The following is an 18,068-nucleotide window of genomic DNA, read 5'->3' on the forward strand; positions in this document are numbered from 1 at the left end:
GTGCACCTGCTCACATCCCCCCTGCATCCTTCAAGATTGCACTCCGGGCCGCAAGGACGATCTAAGCTGCATTCCAGGGCCGCAAAGCCTCCTCCCCGAAAGGACACCGAAATGACCGCCATCCTCCGCGTTGAAGCCTCCATCAAGGGCGAAGCCTCCGTCTCGCGCAAGCTGACCGATCGCCTGATCGCCCGTCTGCTCGACGCCGATCCGAACGCCTCGCTCGTCAGCCGCGACCTCTCCGCCGGCATCCGCCCGATCGACGCCGACTGGATCGGTGCCGTCTACACCCCCGCCGAAAGCCGCAGCCCGGCCCAGGCCGAAGCCGCCGCCTATGCCGACGCCCTGCTGGCCGAGGTGAAGGCCGCCGACGTGATCGTGATCGGCCTGCCGGTCTACAACTTCGGCGTTCCCGCGCAGATGAAGAACTGGTTCGACCAGCTCGCCCGCCGCGGCGAGACCTTCGTCTACACCGAATCCGGCCCGAAGGGCCTGCTCGCCGGCAAGAAGGCGATCATCGCGATGGCCTCCGACGGCACGCCGAAGGGCTCGCCGATCGATTTCGCCTCGGGCTACGTGAAGCACATGCTGGGCTTCTTCGGCATCACCGAGATCGAGACGGTGGCCGCCGACGCGATCGCGCTGGCGCCCGACACCGCGCTGCCGAACGCGCTCGACGCCGTGAACGCGCTGGTCTTCTAAGACCGCGCAAGGCTTGCGACCCAAGGCCCTCCTCCCACCCGGGAGGAGGGTATTTTTGTCCCCACCTCCCGCCTTTCACCCGGGCCCGGATATCCCCGCCGCTGACGCCGCCCGGCCGCCGCCCGCCCGCCACGGGCGCGGTGCAGGGCGCCAGCACCCCTCCGGCGGCCCCTGCCGCAGCTTTGTTCATGGCCGGAACGCCCCCCGGACCGACAGGGGTTGCGCCCTGCTCGCCCATGGCTATAACCCCGGCAATTTGCGCAAACGGGGGCTGACATGCCGAAGAGAACCGATATCGACTCGATCATGATCATCGGTGCCGGTCCCATCGTCATCGGGCAGGCCTGCGAGTTCGACTACTCCGGTGCCCAGGCCTGCAAGGCGCTGCGCGAAGAGGGCTACCGCGTCATCCTGGTGAACTCCAACCCGGCCACGATCATGACCGACCCGGGGCTCGCCGACGCGACCTATATCGAACCCATCACCCCCGAGGTCGTCGCCCGCATCATCGCAGAGGAGCGTCCCGACGCGCTGCTGCCCACCATGGGCGGCCAGACCGGGCTGAACACCTCGCTCGCGCTGGCCGACATGGGCGTGCTGGAAAAATATGGCGTCGAGCTGATCGGCGCCAACCGCACCGCCATCGAGATGGCCGAGGACCGCAAGCTCTTCCGCGAGGCGATGGACCGCATCGGGCTGGAAAACCCCCGCGCCACCATCGTCTCCGCGCCGAAACTGCCGAACGGCAAGTTCGACCTCAAGGCCGGCGTGGCCGAGGCGATGGCCGCGCTGGAAGACATCGGCCTTCCCGCCATCATCCGCCCCGCCTTCACGCTGGGCGGCACCGGCGGCGGCGTCGCCTATAACCGGGACGATTTCGAACGCATCGTCCACGGCGGGCTCGACGCCTCGCCCGCAGGCCAGGTCCTGATCGACGAGTCGCTCCTCGGCTGGAAGGAATACGAGATGGAGGTCGTGCGCGACCGCGCCGACAACGCCATCATCGTCTGCGCCATCGAGAACGTCGACCCGATGGGCGTCCATACCGGCGATTCGATCACCGTCGCCCCGGCGCTGACCCTGACCGACAAGGAATACCAGATCATGCGCAACGGCTCGATCGCCGTTCTGCGCGAGATCGGGGTGGAGACCGGCGGCTCCAACGTGCAATGGGCGATCAACCCCAAGGACGGCCGCATGGTCGTCATCGAGATGAACCCCCGCGTCTCCCGCTCCTCGGCGCTGGCGTCGAAGGCCACCGGCTTCCCGATCGCCAAGATCGCGGCCAAGCTCGCCGTCGGCTACACGCTGGACGAACTCGACAACGACATCACCAAGGTCACGCCCGCCTCCTTCGAGCCGACCATCGACTATGTCGTCACCAAGATCCCCCGCTTCGCCTTCGAGAAGTTCCCCGGCTCGAAGCCCGAACTCACCACCGCGATGAAATCGGTGGGCGAGGCGATGGCCATCGGCCGCACCATCCACGAGAGCCTCCAGAAGGCCCTCGCCTCGCTCGAAACCGGCCTCACCGGCTTTGACGAGATCGCCATCGAGGGCGCGCCCGACAAGGCCTCGATCATGAAGGCGCTGACCGCCCAGACGCCGGACCGCCTGCGCGTCATCGCCCAGGCCATGCGCAACGGCCTGAGCAATGACGAGATTCAGCACGCCACGTCTTTCGATCCCTGGTTCCTCGCCCGCATCCGCGAGATCATCGAGGCCGAGGCCGAGGTCCGCGCGAACGGCCTGCCGGTGACCGAGGATGGCCTGCGCCAGCTGAAGATGATGGGCTTCACCGACGCCCGCCTCGCCACGCTGACCGGCCGGGAAGAGGACCAGGTCCGCCGCGCCCGCCGCAACCTTGGCGTCACCGCGGTCTTCAAGCGCATCGACACCTGCGCGGCAGAGTTCGAGGCCCAGACCCCCTACATGTACTCGACCTACGAAGTCCCCGCGATGGGCGAGGTCGAATGCGAGGCCCGCCCCTCCGACCGCAAGAAGGTGGTCATCCTCGGCGGCGGCCCGAACCGGATCGGCCAGGGGATCGAGTTCGACTACTGCTGCTGCCACGCCTGCTTCGCGCTGACCGAGGCGGGGTACGAGACCATCATGGTCAACTGCAACCCCGAGACGGTCTCGACCGACTACGACACCTCCGACCGGCTCTATTTCGAACCGCTGACGCTGGAGCATGTGCTGGAGATCCTGCGTGTCGAACAGGAAGCAGGCCACCTGCACGGCGTCATCGTCCAGTTCGGCGGCCAGACGCCGCTGAAGCTCGCCAACGCGCTGCATGACGAGGGCATCCCGATCCTCGGCACCACGCCCGACGCGATCGACCTCGCCGAGGACCGCGAGCGGTTCCAGAAGCTCCTCAACGACCTGAAGCTGAACCAGCCCAAGAACGGCCTCGCCGCTTCGCGCGACCAGGCCTTCGCCATCGCCGGCGACGTCGGCTACCCGCTGGTGATCCGCCCCTCCTACGTCCTCGGCGGCCGCGCGATGGAGATCGTCCGCGACGATGCCCAGCTCGAACGCTACATCCGCGAGGCGGTGCATGTCTCGGGCAAGAACCCCGTGCTGCTCGACAGCTACCTGACCAACGCGATCGAGGTCGACGTCGATGCGCTCTGCGACGGCACCTCGGTCCATGTCGCGGGGATCATGGAGCATATCGAGGAAGCGGGCGTCCACTCGGGCGACTCGGCCTGCTGCCTGCCGCCCCACTCGCTGCCCGACGAGATCATCGCCGAGCTGAAGCGCCAGACCGAGGCGCTCGCGAAGGGCCTCAACGTCGTCGGCCTGATGAACGTGCAGTTCGCGGTCAAGGACGGTACGATCTACGTGCTGGAAGTGAACCCCCGCGCCTCGCGGACGGTCCCCTTCGTCGCCAAGGCCACCGACAGCGCCATCGCCTCCATCGCCGCGCGCATCATGGCGGGCGAAAAGCTCTCCGCCTTCCCGATGCGCGCGCCCTATCCCGAGGGCGTCGGCCCCGACACGCCGCTGCCGCTGGCCGACCCGCTGACGCTCGCCAATCCGAAGACCCCGTGGTTCTCGGTGAAAGAGGCCGTCATGCCCTTCGCCCGCTTCCCCGGCGTCGACACGCTGCTTGGGCCAGAGATGCGCTCGACCGGCGAGGTCATGGGCTGGGACCGCTCCTTCCCGCTGGCCTTCCTGAAGGCCGAGATGGGTGCCGGCACCCATCTGCCGGAAACGGGCCGCGTCTTCGTCTCGATCCAGAACAGCGACAAGACCCCGGTGATGGCCGAGGCCTGCCGCGAAATGATCGCGATGGGCTTCACCCTCATCGCGACCCAGGGCACCGCGGCCTTCCTCGAGGCCGCCGGCGCCCCCTGCGAGCGCGTGAACAAGGTCTACGAGGGCCGTCCGAACATCGTCGACCGCCTGAAGAACGGCGACATCGCGCTGGTCTTCAACACCACCGAGGGCACGCAGTCGATCAAGGACAGCAGCGAGATCCGCTCGGTCGCCCTGATGGACCGCATCCCCTACTTCACCACGGCAGCCGGCGCCATCGCCTCCGTCGCGGCGATCAAGGCGCGCCGCGAAGGCGAAATCGGGGTCAGGACGCTTCAGGGGTGAGCGGCGGCCCCGCCCACATCCCCCCGTAGGGTGCGCATTCATTGCGCACCTGACCACCTCGCCACCCCACGACCACAGGGGGCCGCGCCCGTCCGGGCGGTCGGGCGCTGCCCGGTGTCGCTGCGCGACACGCATCGGGCGGGGCTGCACGCCACCCCAGCGCCGTAGGGTGCGCATTCATTGCGCACCGCCCCCCCCTCACACCCCCTTCCGTCCGAAACTCCGCGCCAGCGCCACCAGCTGCTCGTCGCCGTCATAGGCCTCGTCCCACTCCGGCTTCTTCGTCGCGAACAGCCCCTCCGGCCCGAACAGCTCGTTATGCTCCGGCCCGTGGATCAGCCGCATCAGCCGCCCGTACATCCAGATCTTCAGCACGTCGTTGATCCGCGGATGCACGCCCCGCCCCATGGCGCGGAAGAACTTCATCACGCTCTCGTCCAGGTACAGCGTCACCTTCTCGCGCTTGCCCTCGCGCGGCCCCAGCCCGATCTCGTTCCAGGCCGCGGGCAGCCCCCAGCCGCGCCACAGCGTGTTGGCGATCTCCCATTCCACCCGCTTCTGGGCGACCGACATGAAGTAGTAATACTCGAGCTTCTTCTCGCTCATCTTCGGCGGTGCGTCTGCCATCGACCCCTCCTCTTCGCGCCGCCCAGACTGCCGCAGGAAGGGTTAACACCGCGTCACGCCACCGTCCCCGAATACGGTGCTTTTTCGGTAGGAAAGCGGTAGGGAAACGGTAGGCCGAATTTACCGCTCCTCTTCCATTCGAATTCTCGCATATAAGAGGGGCGAAACAGAGGGAGACCGACATGCCCGTAACCGTGAAAGCCCTGCTGGAGGCCGCCAATGCCGCGGTGCCCCGCATCACCGTGGCCGAGGCGCAGGCGAAGATCGCCGCCGGCGCGCTCGTCCTCGACATCCGCGACGCGCCGGAGGTCGAGCAAAGCGGCAAGGTTGAAGGCGCGCTGCACGTGCCCCGCGGCATGCTGGAGTTCCGCGCCGACCCCGCAACCCCCTATCACAACAAGGAATTTCGGGCCGACCGGCCGATCGTCCTCTACTGCGCCTCAGGCGGTCGGGCGGCGCTTGCCGGCAAGCTTCTGAAGGACATGGGCTATGCCGAGGTGTTCAATCTCGGCGGCTTCAAGGACTGGGCCGAGACCGGCGCCCCGGTGGAAAGCCCGCTCGATCGCGGCATGTAAGCCCTTGATCTGAAAGGCTATGGGGCGTCGGACAGGATCAGTTCGGCGCCCTTCCACCCCACCATCATCGAAGGCGCATTGGTATTTCCCGCGATGATCGAGGGAAAAACCGAGGCATCGCAAACCCTTAGCCCCTCGACGCCCCGCACCTTCAGCCGCGCATCCACCACCGCGCCCATCCGGCAGGTGCAGGACGGATGGAAGACCGTCCCCGACCGCGCCCGGATATCCGCAACCAGATCCTCGTCCGCCACGACGGCCGGCCCCGGGCGCAGCTCCTCCGCGATCAGCCCTGCCAGCGGCGCCTGCCGCGCGATATGGCGCAAGTATTTGACCGCCAACAACATTTCCTCGATGTCATGCTCTGTCGAGAAGGCATTGGCGGTGATCTTCGGATGCTGAAGCGGGTCAGGAGAGGCGATCCGGATCTCCCCTCGGCTGGTCGGCCGGCAGTTCGAAAGCCCCAGCGACATCCCCGGAAACGGATCCGGGTTCAGGATCGGCCGCTCGCCGTCCCGCGGCAGGAGCGTCGAAAAAGCCTGGAAATACAACTGCATGTTGGGCCGGTCGAGCTCCGGCGAGGTGCGGAAGAATCCGCCGCCATGGTTGATAGACTTTGCAAGCGGCCCATGCCCACCGGCAAAATATTTCAATCCTGCCAACACCTTGCCCCACCAGGGCCGAAGCTCCTGGTTATAGGTCGGCACCTTCATCCGATAGGTGTAGTTGATGCCCTGATGGTCGGTCAGATTGGCGCCGACCTGGTCGTTCTCAACCACCACCGGCAGGCCCAGAGACTGCAGCAGATCCCCCGGCCCGATCCCGGAAAGTTGCAGCAATTGCGGGGAGTTGATCGCCCCGCCGGACAGGATCACCTCGCCCCGCGCCCGCGCCTGAAGCACCGCATTGCCACGCCGGTACTCTACCCCCACGGCCCGGCCGCCCTCGATCAGGACCCGGGTGACCTGCGCCCCGGTCACGACCTTCAGGTTCCCCCGCCGCATCGCCGGCCGCAGGAAGGCGCGCGCGGCCGAATTGCGCCGGGCGGACCGGATCGTCATCTGGTACCCGCCCACGCCCTCCTGATTTTCACCATTGAAATCAGCGTTATAGGGAAGTCCCGTCGCCTGGCAGGCAGCGATGTAATCGCCCACCAGCGGGTGCAGCCCGCGCCGGTTGGCGGAAATGAAAAGCGGCCCGCCCGCCCCGCGCCAGGCGTCCGCGCCGGCCTCGTTGTCCTCCATCGCGCGATAGGCGGCGAGCACCTCGTCCCAGCCCCAGCCGGAATTCCCAGCCGCGGCCCAGTCCTCGTAATCCTTCCGGTTTCCACGGATATAGACCATCGCGTTGATCGAGGAGGAACCGCCCAGAACCTTCCCCCGTGGCCAGTGATCACGCTGACCGGCAAGGCCCGGATCGGGCTCCGCCTTGTAAAGCCAGTTGACGCTGGGATCGAAGTAGAGCTTGCCGTAACCCAATGGCATGTGGACAAAAAATCGCCGATCCGTGCCGCCCGCCTCGATCAGCAGGACCTTGTACCGGCCCGAGGCCGACAGCCGGTCGGCCAGCACGCAGCCGGCCGATCCCGCACCCACGATGATGAAGTCTGTCTCGTCCATCGGGCCAACCTAGCGGGCGCCGTGGCGGTCTCAGGCCAGTGGGCGACGCGCCTGCGTCGCTTTCCGGCGGAGGCCGCCTCGGGGCGACTTACTGCCCCTTCCAGACCGGGTCGCGCTTCTCGGCGAAGGCTCGGGCGCCTTCCAGCTGATCCTCGGAGGAATAGAGCCGGTCGACGGTGGCGAACTGCCGCTTGGTGATGCGGTTGAGCCCGTCCTGAAACCGCAGCGCCTCGGCCTCGCGGACCACCTCCTTGATCGCGGCGTAAACCAGCGGCGGCCCGCTTTCCAGCAGCCGGGCCAGATCCCAGGCCTTCGCCATAAGATCTTGCTGTGTCGTGATTTCCTTCAGCAGGCCCCAGCGAAGCGCCTCCTCCGCATCGAACCAGCGGCCGGTCAGCAGCAGGTCCATCGCAACGTGATAGGGGATCCGTTTCGGAAGCTTCAGCGAGGCCGCATCCGCCACCGTGCCGGAGCGGATCTCCGGCAGTGCGAAGGTGGCGTTCTCCGAGGCGAGGATCAGGTCGCAGCTCAGCGCCAGTTCGAGCCCGCCCCCGCAGCAGATGCCATTCACCGCGGCGATCACAGGCTTGTTGAGGTTCGGCAGTTCCTGCAGCCCGCCGAATCCGCCCACGCCGTAGTCGCCGTCGACCGCGTCGCCCGCCGCGGCGGCTTTCAAGTCCCAGCCGGGGCAGAAGAACTTCTCGCCCTCGGCCCGCAGGATCGCAACGCGGAGGCTGTCGTCATCGCGAAAGTCACGGAAGGTCAGCCCCATGATCCGGCTGGTGACGAGGTCGATCGCATTGGCCTTGGGCCGGTCCAGCGTCACCTCCAGAATGCCGCCCTCGCGGCGGGTCTTGATCGGGCCTTCGCTCCGGTTCCAGTCCATCATACGTCCTCCCAGATCACTGCATCCACCGCCACCGCGCCCTTTTCCTTCAGGATCAGCGGGTTGATTTCAATTTCCTCCAGCCGCGGATCGCGGACGAAGGCCGCCTGAAGAGCCATCACCGAGGCAATCGCCGCCCCCACATCCGCCTTCGGCCGCCCGCGATAGCCATCGAGAAGCGGCCAGAGCCGCAGGCGCTTCAGCGCCTGGGCGACCTCGCCCTCCTCTGCCGGCAGAACTAGCGTCACGGTATCGGCCAGAAGCTCTGCCGTCACCCCGCCGAGCCCGAGCGTCAGCGTCGCGCCATAGACCGGATCACGGCGCAGGCCGATCAGCAGTTCCGCCACCGCGCCCGAAACCATCTCTTCGGCCAGATACCCCTCCGCGCCCGGCATCTCCGCCTGGCCGTCGAGCGACGACAGCCCCAGGCGCACCGCCCCGGCCTCCGTCTTGTGCGCAAAACCGAGCCCCTTGAGCGCCAGCGGCGGCGTCAGCCCCGCGGCGAGCGGCGCCAGCTCTGCCAGCGTCGCGGCCCGCACACCGCGCGGCACTGCGACGCCCGCCTCGGCAAGGCGCGCCTTGGCCTCCGCCTCCGGCACCAGCTTCGGCGCCTGCCGCCGGGTGACGGCCAGCGGACGCCAGCCCGCCCGCCCGGGCGGCGTGGTGGCGGCGGAAAGCGCGGAAAGCGCGGTCTCCAGCCCCATCAGCGGCGCGATACCGTTGCCGATCATCTCGTCCGCCAGCGCCTCGTCGAAATTCTCCGGGAGCGACGCGACCGGGAAGGCCGGCTTCCCCGTCGCGCGCCCCGCCGCCGCGATCGCGTCGAGCGCCGGCCCGAAGGAGGACGGATCGCAGCGATCTGGCCGCGGCGGATCGATGACGAAAATGCCAGCGTCATAGCCCGCCAGCATGGTGGAGAAGACGTCCGTTGTCCTTGGCCCGTCACCCCAGATGAAAGTGTGATAATCCAATGGGTTGGCAATTGCGACGATGGGGCCGAGGATCTCGCCCAGCCGCGTGCGCTGCTCCTCGGACGGCGGCGCGAAGTCAAGGCCCTTGCCGGCCGCCAGGTCGGCGACAAGCCCCGCCTCGCCGCCGGAGCAGGAAAGCGAGCAGACCCGCCGCCCGACGAGCGGCCCGTGGACGTGGTAGATCTTCAGCGTCTCCAGCAGCTCCGGCAGGGTCGCGACCTCAGCCACCCCAGCCTGGCGGAGGAACGCCGACGATGCAGCCCCCCCTCCGGCAAGAGAGGCCGTATGCGAGGCCGCGGCCGACCGCGCGGCCTCGGTCTTTCCGGACTTGATCGCGACGATCCCCTTGCCCGCCGCCCGCGCCGCCTCCGCCAGGGCGGCGAACCCCGGGGCGTCGTCGATCCCCTCGACATAGAGGCCAAGCGCCGTCACCCGCTCATCGGCCAGAAGCGCGCCGGCCAGTTCGGCCAGCCCAACCTGCGCGGCATTGCCGAGGCAGGCGACATAGGCCACCGGCAGGCCCCGCGCCTGCATGGTCAGGTTGATGACGATGTTGGAGCTCTGCGACAGCAGCGCCACGCCCCGCTCCACCCGCCGTCCGCCGTGCTGGTCCGGCCAGAGCAGCGCGCCGTCGAGGTAGTTGATCACCCCGTAGCAGTTCGGCCCGAGGATCGGCATCTGCCCCGCGGCACGGACGAGACCCGCCTGCAATTCCGGCTCCCCCGCCTCCGTCCAGCCGGAAGCGAAACAGATCGCCCCGCCCGCGCCCATGGCCGAAAGCTCCGCAACCACGCCGAGCGTGGCGTGCCGGTTGACGCCGACGAAGGTCGCGTCCGGCGCCGAGGGCAGGGCTGACAGGCTGGGGAAGGCCGGCAGCCCGCCGATCTCCTTCCGCGTCGGGTGGACAGGCCAGACGGGACCCTCAAACCCCATCTTCCGGCATTGGTCGATCACGTTCTCCGCCCAGGTGGAGCCGAGAACAGCAATGGAGGCGGGCCGCAAGAGGCGGGAAAGGTCGCGGCTCATGGCTGGCACCCGGGGCTCCGCCCCGGACCCCGGGATATTTCTGGGCAGAAAACGAGAGTGCCCGGCCCTCGCGGGGACGGCCGGGCACCATTTCCTGCCGCGGTCATCGGCATCCCTGCCTGTACCGCCGGACCATGCTGGCCCAGATTTGTGAACGGAAGATTATCGACCAAGATCGCGCTCATTTTCTGCCTGCAAATATCCTCCGGGGGTCCGGGGGTGGAAACCCCCCGGCGCCGCGCTCTCAGCCGCCATGCGGCCGAAGCAGCTCCCGGCTGATGATATGCCTTTGGATTTCCGAGGTTCCTTCCCAGATCCGCTCCACCCGCGCATCGCGCCAGATGCGTTCCAACGGCAGCTCGTCCATCAGGCCCATGCCGCCGTGGATCTGGATCGCCTCGTCGGCGATCATCGCCAGGACCTCGGTCGCCTTCAGCTTCGCCATCGACATATCGGCCTCGGTGACCGTGCCCTGGTCGAATTTCCAGCCGGCCTCGCGGGTCAGAAGCTCCGCTGCCTTCAGCTCCATCGCCATGTCGGCGAGCTTGAAGCTGACGCCCTGGAACTTCCCGATCTGCTGGCCGAACTGGCGCCGCTCGGCGGCATATTCGACGGCATGGCCCAGCGCCCGCTCCGCACGGCCGAGGCAGGTGGACGCCACCTGCAGCCGCGTCGCGCCGAGCCAGGTATTGGCGACTTCGAAACCCTTGTGAACCTCGCCAAGGATCGCGGAGGCGGGCAGCCGGCAGTCGTCGAATTCCAGCACCGCGTTGGTGTAGCCGCGATGCGAGACATTGCGGTAGCCGTCGCGGACGGTGAAGCCCGGGGTGCCCTTGTCCACGAAGAAGGCGGTGATGAGCTTCTTCGGGCCGCGGGGCGTCTCCTCCTCGCCCGTCGCCACGAAGACGATGGCGAAATCCGCCAGGTCCGCGTGGGAGATGAAGTGCTTAGTGCCGTTCAGCACCCAGTCGTCGCCGTCCTTCCGGGCGGAGGCCTTCATGCCGCGCAGGTCGGAGCCCGCGCCCGGCTCGGTCATCGCGAGGCAGTCCCATTTCTCGCCGCGAATGCAGGGGAAAAGGTAGCGCTCGCGTTGCTCGGGCGTCCCGGCGAGAAGGATGTTCGAGGGCCGCGCGACACAGGTCCAGTGCAGCGCGTAATTGGCCCGGCCCAGCTCCTTCTCGTAGAGCAGCCAGGTGAGGGTATCGAGGCCGGCGCCGCCGACCTCCTCGGGCATATTGGCAGCGTAAAGGCCTGCCTCGATTGCCTTTTTCTGAATCTCCCGGATCAGCTCGGGGCGCAGGTGGCCGGTGCGTTCCACCTCCGCCTCATGCGGGTAAAGCTCGTTCTCGACGAAGGCGCGGGTGGTCTCGACGATAAGGCTCTGTTCTTCGGAGAGTCCAAAATCCATCACGATCTCCTCTGGCCGACGTGGCGCCCGGCGGCTTCGGGGCGAGGAAGCGCACTGTGCGCCTCGGCGATGGGCATCAGCTTCGCCAGCACCGCCGGCGCGGCGGGGCAGGTCTTGCCGGCCTTCATGTCGACGTGGAGGAGCATCTGCTCGACCGTGGAGACAGGCTCGCCCGCCTTCTCGATCCGGATGAAGATGTGAAGGCGCTTCTCGTCGGCGCCGAGGACCTGGATCGTGCCGGTCAGCGCATCGCCCAGCTTCGCCTCGCCGAGATGCATGATGTGGCTCTCGGCGGTGTAGTAGGAGTGGCCGCCCGCGACGTAATCGAGGTTCGCGCCGATCAGGCGAAGGAAGGCGTCGGAGGTCTCGGAACCGGCGAAGAGATAGCGGCTTTCGGTCATGTGGCCGTTGTAGTCGATCCAGCCGGGCAGCACGCGCATCTGCGCCATGGGCATCGGCGCGGCGGTCTCCGACCTCGGATCGGGGAGCGCGGCACGGAGCATTTCATCGTGCTCTTTCAAGACCTTGCCGGCGCCCCAGTTGCGATCCTTCAGGACCCGGAGAAAGCCGATCAGGTTGCCGTCGCGGATCCGTTCCAGTTCCCGGATCGAGTACTTGCCCGATTGCGCGTCGGACTGGCCGGCGATCAGGTCAACCAGTTCGTCGTTGAATTCCGGCACATCCATGAGCTTGGTCCAGGGCCAGGTCAGGCAGGGGCCGAACTGGGCCAGGAAGTGCTTCATGCCGGCTTCGCCGCCGGCGATGCGGTAGGTCTCGAAGAGGCCCATCTGGCCCCAGCGGAGACCGAAGCCCATTCGGATGGCTTCGTCGATTTCCTCGGTGGTGGCGATGCCGTCCTTCACCAGCCAGAGCGCCTCGCGCCAGACGGCCTCGAGGAAGCGGTCGGCGATGTGGGCGTCGATCTCCTTGCGGACATGGAGCGGGAACATGCCGATGGCGCGAAGCGTTTCCTTCGCATTTTCAACCACTTCCGGAGAGGTCGCGGGCGAGGGCACCAGCTCTGCCAGCGGCAGCAGATAGACCGGGTTGAACGGGTGGGCGACGAAGATCGCGGACGGGTTGGAGGCGCCCTGCTGCAGCTCTGACGGCTTGAAGCCGGAGGTGGAGGATCCGATGGGTGTCTGGGGTGCGAATTGTTGAATTTGTGCAAAAACACGGTGTTTGAGGTCGAGTCGCTCGGACACCGATTCCTGGATGTAATCGGTGCCGGTCACGGCCTCTTCCAGCGTCTTGGCGAAGCTCAGCTCGCCTTCTGGCGGGAGCGGCACGTCAGAGAGCGCAGGCAGAGATGCACGCGCGTTCGCGAGTACTTCGCCGATCTTGCGCGGCGCCTCGGGGTCGGGATCGAAGACCCGCACCGCCCAGCCGTTAAGAAGGAAACGCGCGGCCCAGCCGCCGCCGATGACGCCACCACCAATGATTGCCGCTGTCCGGGCCATGTTCGATCTGTCCTGATTTGACGGTCTGATACCGTTATTGCACCGTTTTAGCACCGCTTTCGCACCGTATCGGACCGCTCAGGCCCGGTGCGCGGCCTCTTCCGCATCGACCAGCGCCACCCGCGCGCCGGCGCGGATCACCCCGGGGTCGTAGGCCTTGCGGGCGAAGACCTCCCGCACCATCGGGCGGAAGAACTCGACGCCGAACGTGTCATAGGCCGGATCGAAGCTCGACTGGTCCCAGAGCTCGCAGAAGGCCGCGCAATCCTCGAAATACGGATGGTCGCGGTAAGCCTCGCGGCTGTTGCGATCGCCGCCGAGGTGATGGGCGTAGTAGAGGCGCTGGAAGTCGCCGTGCTTTTCCACCACCCAGGTGCACTGCTCGCGCACGAAGGGCTTCAGCACCGCGGCGGCATATTCGTCGTGATTGTAGGGGGCATAGATGTCGCCGATGTCATGCAGCAGCGCGGAGACGACCCAGTCGATATCCGCCCCCGCGCGCCAGGCGCGGGTGGCACTTTGCAGCGAATGGCCGAGCCGGGTGATCTGGTAGCCGGAGAGGCTTTCGTCCAGCTCGACCAGCGCCTTCAGCAGCCGGTCGGCAGTGCCGGCGGCATATTCCGTCTCGTGCTCGTTGAGGAAGGCGTAGTCTTCCGCGTCGCCATCCTTCATCGCGGTGAACTTGACCTTTTCCATGACGGTCAGCCCTTCGGCGCCCGCTTCAGCAGGCCGAGCTTCTCGCGCACGGCCGCCGGGCCGATGACCCTGGCCCCCAGCCGCTCGACGATGCCGGCGGCGCGGTCGACGAGCTGGGCGTTGGTGGCAAGCACCCCCTTGTCGAGGAAGAGGTTGTCCTCCAGTCCGACCCGGACGTTGCCGCCCGCCAGCACAGAGGCCGCGACATAGGGCATCTGGTTGCGGCCGAGCGAGAAGGCCGACCAGTGCCAGTCCTGGGGCACGTTGTTGACCATCGCCATGAAGGTGTTGAGGTCGTCCGGCGCGCCCCAGGGCACGCCCATGCAGAGCTGCACCAGCGCCGGCCCCTTCAGCACGCCTTCCTTCACCAGTTCCTTGGCGAACCAGAGGTGGCCGGTGTCGAAGGCCTCGATCTCGGGCCTCACCCCAAGCTCGGTCATCATCGCGCCCATGGCGCGCAGCATGCCGGGCGTGTTGGTCATCACGTAATCGGCCTCGGCGAAGTTCATCGTGCCGCAGTCGAGGGTGCAGATCTCCGGCAGGCATTCGGCGACGTGGCGCACGCGCTCTGCCGCGCCGGCCATGTCGGTGCCCTCAACGCGCAGCGGCAGCGGCTGTTCCGTGGGCCCGAAGACCATGTCGCCGCCCATCCCGGCGGTGAGGTTCAGCACGACATCCACTTCGCTTTCGCGGATCCGGTCGGTGACCTCGCGGTAGAGCTTCGGGTCGCGCGAGGGCTTGCCGGTTTCGGGGTCGCGGACATGGCAATGGACGACGGCGGCGCCGGCGCGGGCGGCCTCGATCGCGCTTTCCGCGATCTGGGCGGGCGAGCGCGGCACATGTGGCGAGCGATCCTGCGTGCCGCCGGAGCCGGTGACGGCGCAGGTGATGAAGACCTCTCGGTTCATGGTGAGCGGCATGGTGTTCTCCCTCTTTCGGCGCGGAGGTTAACAGGCTTGCGGCGCCATGTTTCACGATTTACGAAATGCGAATGGCAGAAAGCGAAACCCTTTTCACGGCCTCGTCGGAGGCGCTGGATATCGCCTTCCTGGTGCTGCCGCAGGCTTCGATCCTGGAGGTGGCCTCGACGCTGGACCCTCTGCGTTCGGCCAACCGGCACCTGGGGCGGGCGGCGTTCCGCTGGCGCGTGGTGTCGCCCGACGGGCGGCCGGTGGCCCTGACCTGCGGGCTGGAGCTGCCGGCGACGGGGGGGCTTTCGGCGGCGGAGGGGGCGGATGTGCTGATCGTCATCGCCGGGTTCCGCCAGTCCGAGGTGGTGACGCGGGCGCTTCTGCGCGAGCTGGGGCGGATCGGGCCACGGTTCCGGGCGCTGGGGGGGATCGACGCGGGGGCCTGGGTGCTGGCGCGGGCCGGGCTTCTCGACGGGCACCGCGCGACGGTGCATTGGGAGGATCTGGAGGATTTCTCGGCCGCCTATCCGGGGGTGGAGGTGCTGCCGGACCGCTACGTGATCTCGAAGGGGCGGTGGACGGCCGGGGGCGCGGCGCCCGCGCTCGACATGATGCTGCAGCTGATCCGGGCGCGGCACGGGGCGGCGCTGGCGATACAGGTGGCGGGGTCCTTCATCACCAGCCCGCGGGCGGGGGCGGAGCCGCAGACGACCCAGCCGGTGTCGGGGCGCGATCCGCGCGTGGCGGCGGCGATCGCGCGGATGGAGGCGCGGATCGAGGCGCCGGAGCCGACCGAGGCCACGGCGCGGGCGGTGGGGCTGACGGCGCGGCGGCTGGAGGGGCTGTTCCGGGCCGAACTGGGGATGGGCCCGGGGGCCTATGGGCGGGACCTGCGGCTGCAGGCGGCGCGGCGGCTGGTGACGGACACGCGGCATCCGCTGCAGGTGGTGGCCCTGCGCACCGGCTTCAGCTCTCAGGCGGCGTTCTCGCGGGCGTTCCGGCAGAGGTTCGGGGTCAGTGCCTCGGCGCTCAGGCGCGGGGCGTGAGGGGGGCGTTTTGCGCGGAGAGGAGGGTCGGCGCCCGTCCGCGGGTGGGCGCTGGCGGCGGCTCGGGTCTGTCCGTTTATGGTTTCAACACCCCCTCAGGTGTGCCGGGGCGGGGACTCACCAGAAGCGCCCGCCCTTGGGGGCGGACGGGCGCTGGCCCGGCGTCGCTGCGCGCCACTGTTCGGGCCGGGGCGGTCAGCCGAGCTTGGAGGGCACCTGATTCTCGACGATGCGGAACAGCAGCACGATCAGGCCGGTGATCACCATGTAGGTCAGCGCCAGCAGCAGGAGCGGCGGGTAGATGATATAGGTGTCCTGGCGGATGTGCAGGCTGACCTGATAGAGGTCGAGCACCGTGATCGTGGCGATCAGCGGCGTCGATTTGAGCTGCATCACCGTCTCGCCGCCGATGGTCGGCAGCACCCGGCGGATCGCCTGCGGAAGCCAGATCCGGCGCAGGATGGTTCCGCGGGACATGCCGTAGGCGCGGGCGGCCTCGAGCTGGCCCTTGGGCACGCCGAGGAAGGCGCCGCGCATCACCTCGCCCTCGTAGCCCGCGAAGCTCAGCGTCAGGGCGAAGAGCGCGTAGGGCCACGACTGGCGCAGGATCTCCCACGCCGCGGACTGGCGGATCCAGGGGAACTCCGGAAAGACCGAGCCGAGGCCGTAGTAAAAGAACCAGAGTTGCAGAAGCAGCGGGGTGCCGCGGATGACGGAGCAGAAGCCCTTGGCGGGCAGCGCCAGGTACCAGGGCCCGGAGGCCTGGGCGAGGCCGAGCCAGATCGCCAGGAACAGGCCCACGGCCCAGCTGACGACCAGCATCCAGATCGTCGTCCAGAGCCCGGCGAGGATCAGGCCGTTGTTGATGTAATCGGGCAGCCAGCTCCAGTCGAGCGTCCACCAGAGCCAGCCGAAGAAGGCCACGGCAAGGGCGAGAAGCACCAGCCGGTGGGTCTTCATCATCGGCGCGAAGAAGGCCTTCATATGCCGCCCCCCCGGATCCCGGGCTGGCCGCGCCGCGCCCAGCGTTCGGCCATAGCGAAGAGCCGACCGGAGGCGACGGAGATCACCATGTAAAGAACCCCGGCGGCGGTGAAGAACAGCATGAACGCCTTGGTCGTTCCGCCGGCCTGCAGCGAGGTCTCGGTCAGCTCGTTGAAGCCGATGACGGCGAGAAGGGCCGTGTCCTTCGTCAGGTTCAGCCAGAGGTTCGCCATGCCGGGCAGCGCGTAGCCCAGCATCTGCGGCAGCGTCACCCGCCGGGCGACCTGCAGCGCGCTCATGCCATAGGCGCGCGCGGCCTCCACCTGGCCATGCGGCACGGCGAGGATCGCGCCGCGCAGGACCTCGGTCATGTAGGCCCCGAGGACGAAGCCGAGGACCACCGTGCCGACCAGAATCGGCGGCAGGTCGATCCGGCCATAGCCCATGCCGGTGAGGACCTGGTTCACCACTTCGGGCACCAGGTAGAAGAGAATGAGGATTTCGATCAGTTCCGGGATCGCGCGGACGCAGGTGGTGTAGACGGCCATGAGGTCCTTCGTCACCGGACCGCCGTAAAGCTTGCCGTAGGCGCCCATCACACCGATCACGGTGCCCAGGATATAGGCGCCGACGGCCACTTCCATCGTATGCGCAAGGCCCACCAGAAGAGGCCCCCCCCAACCGGGGGGGGAATAAGCCAACAGGCCCAGCGCGTGGCCCGGTTCAAACAGCCCGAGCAGCCAGTTCATACCGGCGGGCCTTAGTTGCCGTAGATGTTGAAGTTGAAGTACTTCTTGGTGATCTTGTCGTATTCGCCGCTCTTGCGAACGTCCGCGATCCCCTTGTTGAACTCGGCGCGGAGCTTGCTGTCCGACTTGCGGAAGCCGGCGCCGATGCCGGTGCCCAGCGTCTCGTTGTCATAGGGCAGCACGCCCACGAGCTTGCAGCAGGACTTGCCCGACGGCGTGGCGAGGAACCCTTCCAGCGCGAACTGGTCGGCGATGGTCGCGTCGATCCGGCCGGCGGCGAGGTCCTGGTCGACCTGGTCCTGGGTCTGGTAGGTCTTCAGCGTCGCGGTCTTGCCGAAGAACTTCTTGGCATAGGCCTGGTTGGTGGTGCCGATTTCGACGCCGATGGTCAGGCCCTTCATGCCTTCCGGGGTCGCCTTGTAAGTCGCGCTCTTCGGAGCGACGACAGCGGCCGGGGTCACGTAGTACTTGTTGGAGAAGTCGATGACCTTCTCGCGCTTCTTGGTGATCGACATCGAGGCCATGATGACGTCGATCTGGCCGGCGTTCAGCGCCGGGATGATGCCGTCCCAGGCCACCGCCTTGACGACGCAGTCAAGGTGCTGGTCCTTGCAGATCGCGTGCATCAGGTCGATTTCCCAGCCGGACCACTTGCCCGAGCTGTCGAGCGTGGAGAACGGCGGGTAGGGTTCGGCGGCAACGCCGACCTTGATCGTCTTGGCTTGCGCCACACCGCTTACAGCCACCGCGGCCATCGCGGCCAGCGCCAGAATTTGTTTTTTCATTTTTCAGTCCTTCC

The 18,068-nt window shown here is 67.6% G+C and carries 15 protein-coding genes; 4 read left to right on the plus strand and 11 right to left on the minus strand.

The window, feature by feature from the left end:
• The first annotated feature begins 111 nt into the window (after window positions 1–111).
• Both EIP85_RS07715 and carB read left to right on the plus strand, forming a co-directional pair.
• Window positions 112–702, plus strand: a complete 591-nt coding sequence (locus tag EIP85_RS07715) for an FMN-dependent NADH-azoreductase (protein WP_127901593.1) — start codon at window positions 112–114, stop codon at window positions 700–702.
• Window positions 703–978: 276 nt separating this feature from the next.
• Window positions 979–4,311 (plus strand): carbamoyl-phosphate synthase large subunit, encoded by a 3,333-nt coding sequence (carB, locus tag EIP85_RS07720; RefSeq protein ID WP_127901594.1) that lies wholly within the window; start codon window positions 979–981, stop codon window positions 4,309–4,311.
• A gap of 198 nt (window positions 4,312–4,509) precedes the next feature.
• Here carB and EIP85_RS07725 read toward each other — a convergent pair whose 3' ends face one another.
• Entirely contained in the window at window positions 4,510–4,938 is a 429-nt protein-coding gene (locus tag EIP85_RS07725) for a BrnA antitoxin family protein (protein WP_127901595.1), read from the minus strand.
• Window positions 4,939–5,120: 182 nt separating this feature from the next.
• Between EIP85_RS07725 and EIP85_RS07730 the strand changes: the two genes are divergently transcribed.
• Window positions 5,121–5,513, plus strand: coding sequence for a rhodanese-like domain-containing protein (locus tag EIP85_RS07730; RefSeq protein WP_127901596.1), 393 nt, complete (start codon window positions 5,121–5,123; stop codon window positions 5,511–5,513).
• Between the two features lie 17 nt (window positions 5,514–5,530).
• On the opposite strand, the gene EIP85_RS07735 is transcribed toward EIP85_RS07730, so the two are convergent.
• From EIP85_RS07735 to bcoG, 7 genes are all read right to left on the minus strand, one after another.
• The gene (locus EIP85_RS07735; protein WP_127901597.1) at window positions 5,531–7,132 is read right to left on the minus strand and encodes a GMC family oxidoreductase; all 1,602 of its coding nucleotides are present in this window, start codon (window positions 7,130–7,132) and stop codon (window positions 5,531–5,533) included.
• Between the two features lie 88 nt (window positions 7,133–7,220).
• The gene (locus tag EIP85_RS07740) at window positions 7,221–8,018 is read right to left on the minus strand and encodes a carnitinyl-CoA dehydratase (RefSeq protein ID WP_127901598.1); all 798 of its coding nucleotides are present in this window, start codon (window positions 8,016–8,018) and stop codon (window positions 7,221–7,223) included.
• Window positions 8,018–10,015, minus strand: a complete 1,998-nt coding sequence (locus EIP85_RS07745; RefSeq protein ID WP_127901599.1) for an acetate--CoA ligase family protein — start codon at window positions 10,013–10,015, stop codon at window positions 8,018–8,020. Before EIP85_RS07745 ends, EIP85_RS07740 begins: the two co-directional genes overlap by 1 nt.
• Window positions 10,016–10,259: 244 nt before the next feature.
• Window positions 10,260–11,423: an acyl-CoA dehydrogenase family protein gene (locus tag EIP85_RS07750; protein ID WP_127901600.1), complete on the minus strand. Its 1,164-nt coding sequence runs from the start codon at window positions 11,421–11,423 to the stop codon at window positions 10,260–10,262.
• Window positions 11,423–12,883, minus strand: a complete 1,461-nt coding sequence (locus EIP85_RS07755) for a carnitine 3-dehydrogenase (RefSeq protein WP_127901601.1) — start codon at window positions 12,881–12,883, stop codon at window positions 11,423–11,425. Before EIP85_RS07755 ends, EIP85_RS07750 begins: the two co-directional genes overlap by 1 nt.
• 78 nt (window positions 12,884–12,961) lie before the next feature.
• Window positions 12,962–13,579 (minus strand): HD domain-containing protein, encoded by a 618-nt coding sequence (locus EIP85_RS07760; protein ID WP_127901602.1) that lies wholly within the window; start codon window positions 13,577–13,579, stop codon window positions 12,962–12,964.
• Between the two features lie 5 nt (window positions 13,580–13,584).
• Window positions 13,585–14,499 (minus strand): 3-dehydrocarnitine:acetyl-CoA trimethylamine transferase BcoG, encoded by a 915-nt coding sequence (bcoG, locus tag EIP85_RS07765; protein ID WP_127901603.1) that lies wholly within the window; start codon window positions 14,497–14,499, stop codon window positions 13,585–13,587.
• A gap of 71 nt (window positions 14,500–14,570) precedes the next feature.
• Here bcoG and EIP85_RS07770 point away from each other — a divergent pair, with 71 nt between their 5' ends.
• Window positions 14,571–15,536 (plus strand): GlxA family transcriptional regulator, encoded by a 966-nt coding sequence (locus EIP85_RS07770; protein WP_127901604.1) that lies wholly within the window; start codon window positions 14,571–14,573, stop codon window positions 15,534–15,536.
• Window positions 15,537–15,731: 195 nt separating this feature from the next.
• On the opposite strand, the gene EIP85_RS07775 is transcribed toward EIP85_RS07770, so the two are convergent.
• The 3 genes from EIP85_RS07775 to EIP85_RS07785 form a co-directional block, all read right to left on the minus strand.
• Window positions 15,732–16,520 (minus strand): ABC transporter permease, encoded by a 789-nt coding sequence (locus EIP85_RS07775; protein WP_127901605.1) that lies wholly within the window; start codon window positions 16,518–16,520, stop codon window positions 15,732–15,734.
• The gene (locus EIP85_RS07780) at window positions 16,517–17,182 is read right to left on the minus strand and encodes an ABC transporter permease (protein WP_422067206.1); all 666 of its coding nucleotides are present in this window, start codon (window positions 17,180–17,182) and stop codon (window positions 16,517–16,519) included. The genes EIP85_RS07775 and EIP85_RS07780 overlap by 4 nt, the downstream gene beginning before the upstream one ends.
• Before the next feature lie 98 nt (window positions 17,183–17,280).
• Complete coding sequence (locus EIP85_RS07785; RefSeq protein ID WP_127901607.1) at window positions 17,281–18,054, minus strand: transporter substrate-binding domain-containing protein; 774 nt, start codon at window positions 18,052–18,054, stop codon at window positions 17,281–17,283.
• Window positions 18,055–18,068 lie beyond the last annotated feature (14 nt).

It is taken from the genome of Solirhodobacter olei, assembly GCF_004010155.1.
In the GTDB taxonomy this organism is placed as follows: Bacteria; Pseudomonadota; Alphaproteobacteria; order Rhodobacterales; family Rhodobacteraceae; genus Solirhodobacter; species Solirhodobacter olei.

What these genes read in the sequence shown, in the direction of transcription:
- EIP85_RS07715 (WP_127901593.1), top strand. Translation starts at nt 112, where the DNA reads ATGACCGCCATCCTCCGCGTTGAAGCCTCCATCAAGGGCGAAGCCTCC.
- carB (WP_127901594.1), top strand. Translation starts at nt 979, where the DNA reads ATGCCGAAGAGAACCGATATCGACTCGATCATGATCATCGGTGCCGGT.
- EIP85_RS07725 (WP_127901595.1), bottom strand. Translation starts at nt 4,938, where the DNA reads ATGGCAGACGCACCGCCGAAGATGAGCGAGAAGAAGCTCGAGTATTAC.
- EIP85_RS07730 (WP_127901596.1), top strand. Translation starts at nt 5,121, where the DNA reads ATGCCCGTAACCGTGAAAGCCCTGCTGGAGGCCGCCAATGCCGCGGTG.
- EIP85_RS07735 (WP_127901597.1), bottom strand. Translation starts at nt 7,132, where the DNA reads ATGGACGAGACAGACTTCATCATCGTGGGTGCGGGATCGGCCGGCTGC.
- EIP85_RS07740 (WP_127901598.1), bottom strand. Translation starts at nt 8,018, where the DNA reads ATGGACTGGAACCGGAGCGAAGGCCCGATCAAGACCCGCCGCGAGGGC.
- EIP85_RS07745 (WP_127901599.1), bottom strand. Translation starts at nt 10,015, where the DNA reads ATGAGCCGCGACCTTTCCCGCCTCTTGCGGCCCGCCTCCATTGCTGTT.
- EIP85_RS07750 (WP_127901600.1), bottom strand. Translation starts at nt 11,423, where the DNA reads ATGGATTTTGGACTCTCCGAAGAACAGAGCCTTATCGTCGAGACCACC.
- EIP85_RS07755 (WP_127901601.1), bottom strand. Translation starts at nt 12,883, where the DNA reads ATGGCCCGGACAGCGGCAATCATTGGTGGTGGCGTCATCGGCGGCGGC.
- EIP85_RS07760 (WP_127901602.1), bottom strand. Translation starts at nt 13,579, where the DNA reads ATGGAAAAGGTCAAGTTCACCGCGATGAAGGATGGCGACGCGGAAGAC.
- bcoG (WP_127901603.1), bottom strand. Translation starts at nt 14,499, where the DNA reads ATGCCGCTCACCATGAACCGAGAGGTCTTCATCACCTGCGCCGTCACC.
- EIP85_RS07770 (WP_127901604.1), top strand. Translation starts at nt 14,571, where the DNA reads ATGGCAGAAAGCGAAACCCTTTTCACGGCCTCGTCGGAGGCGCTGGAT.
- EIP85_RS07775 (WP_127901605.1), bottom strand. Translation starts at nt 16,520, where the DNA reads ATGAAGGCCTTCTTCGCGCCGATGATGAAGACCCACCGGCTGGTGCTT.
- EIP85_RS07785 (WP_127901607.1), bottom strand. Translation starts at nt 18,054, where the DNA reads ATGAAAAAACAAATTCTGGCGCTGGCCGCGATGGCCGCGGTGGCTGTA.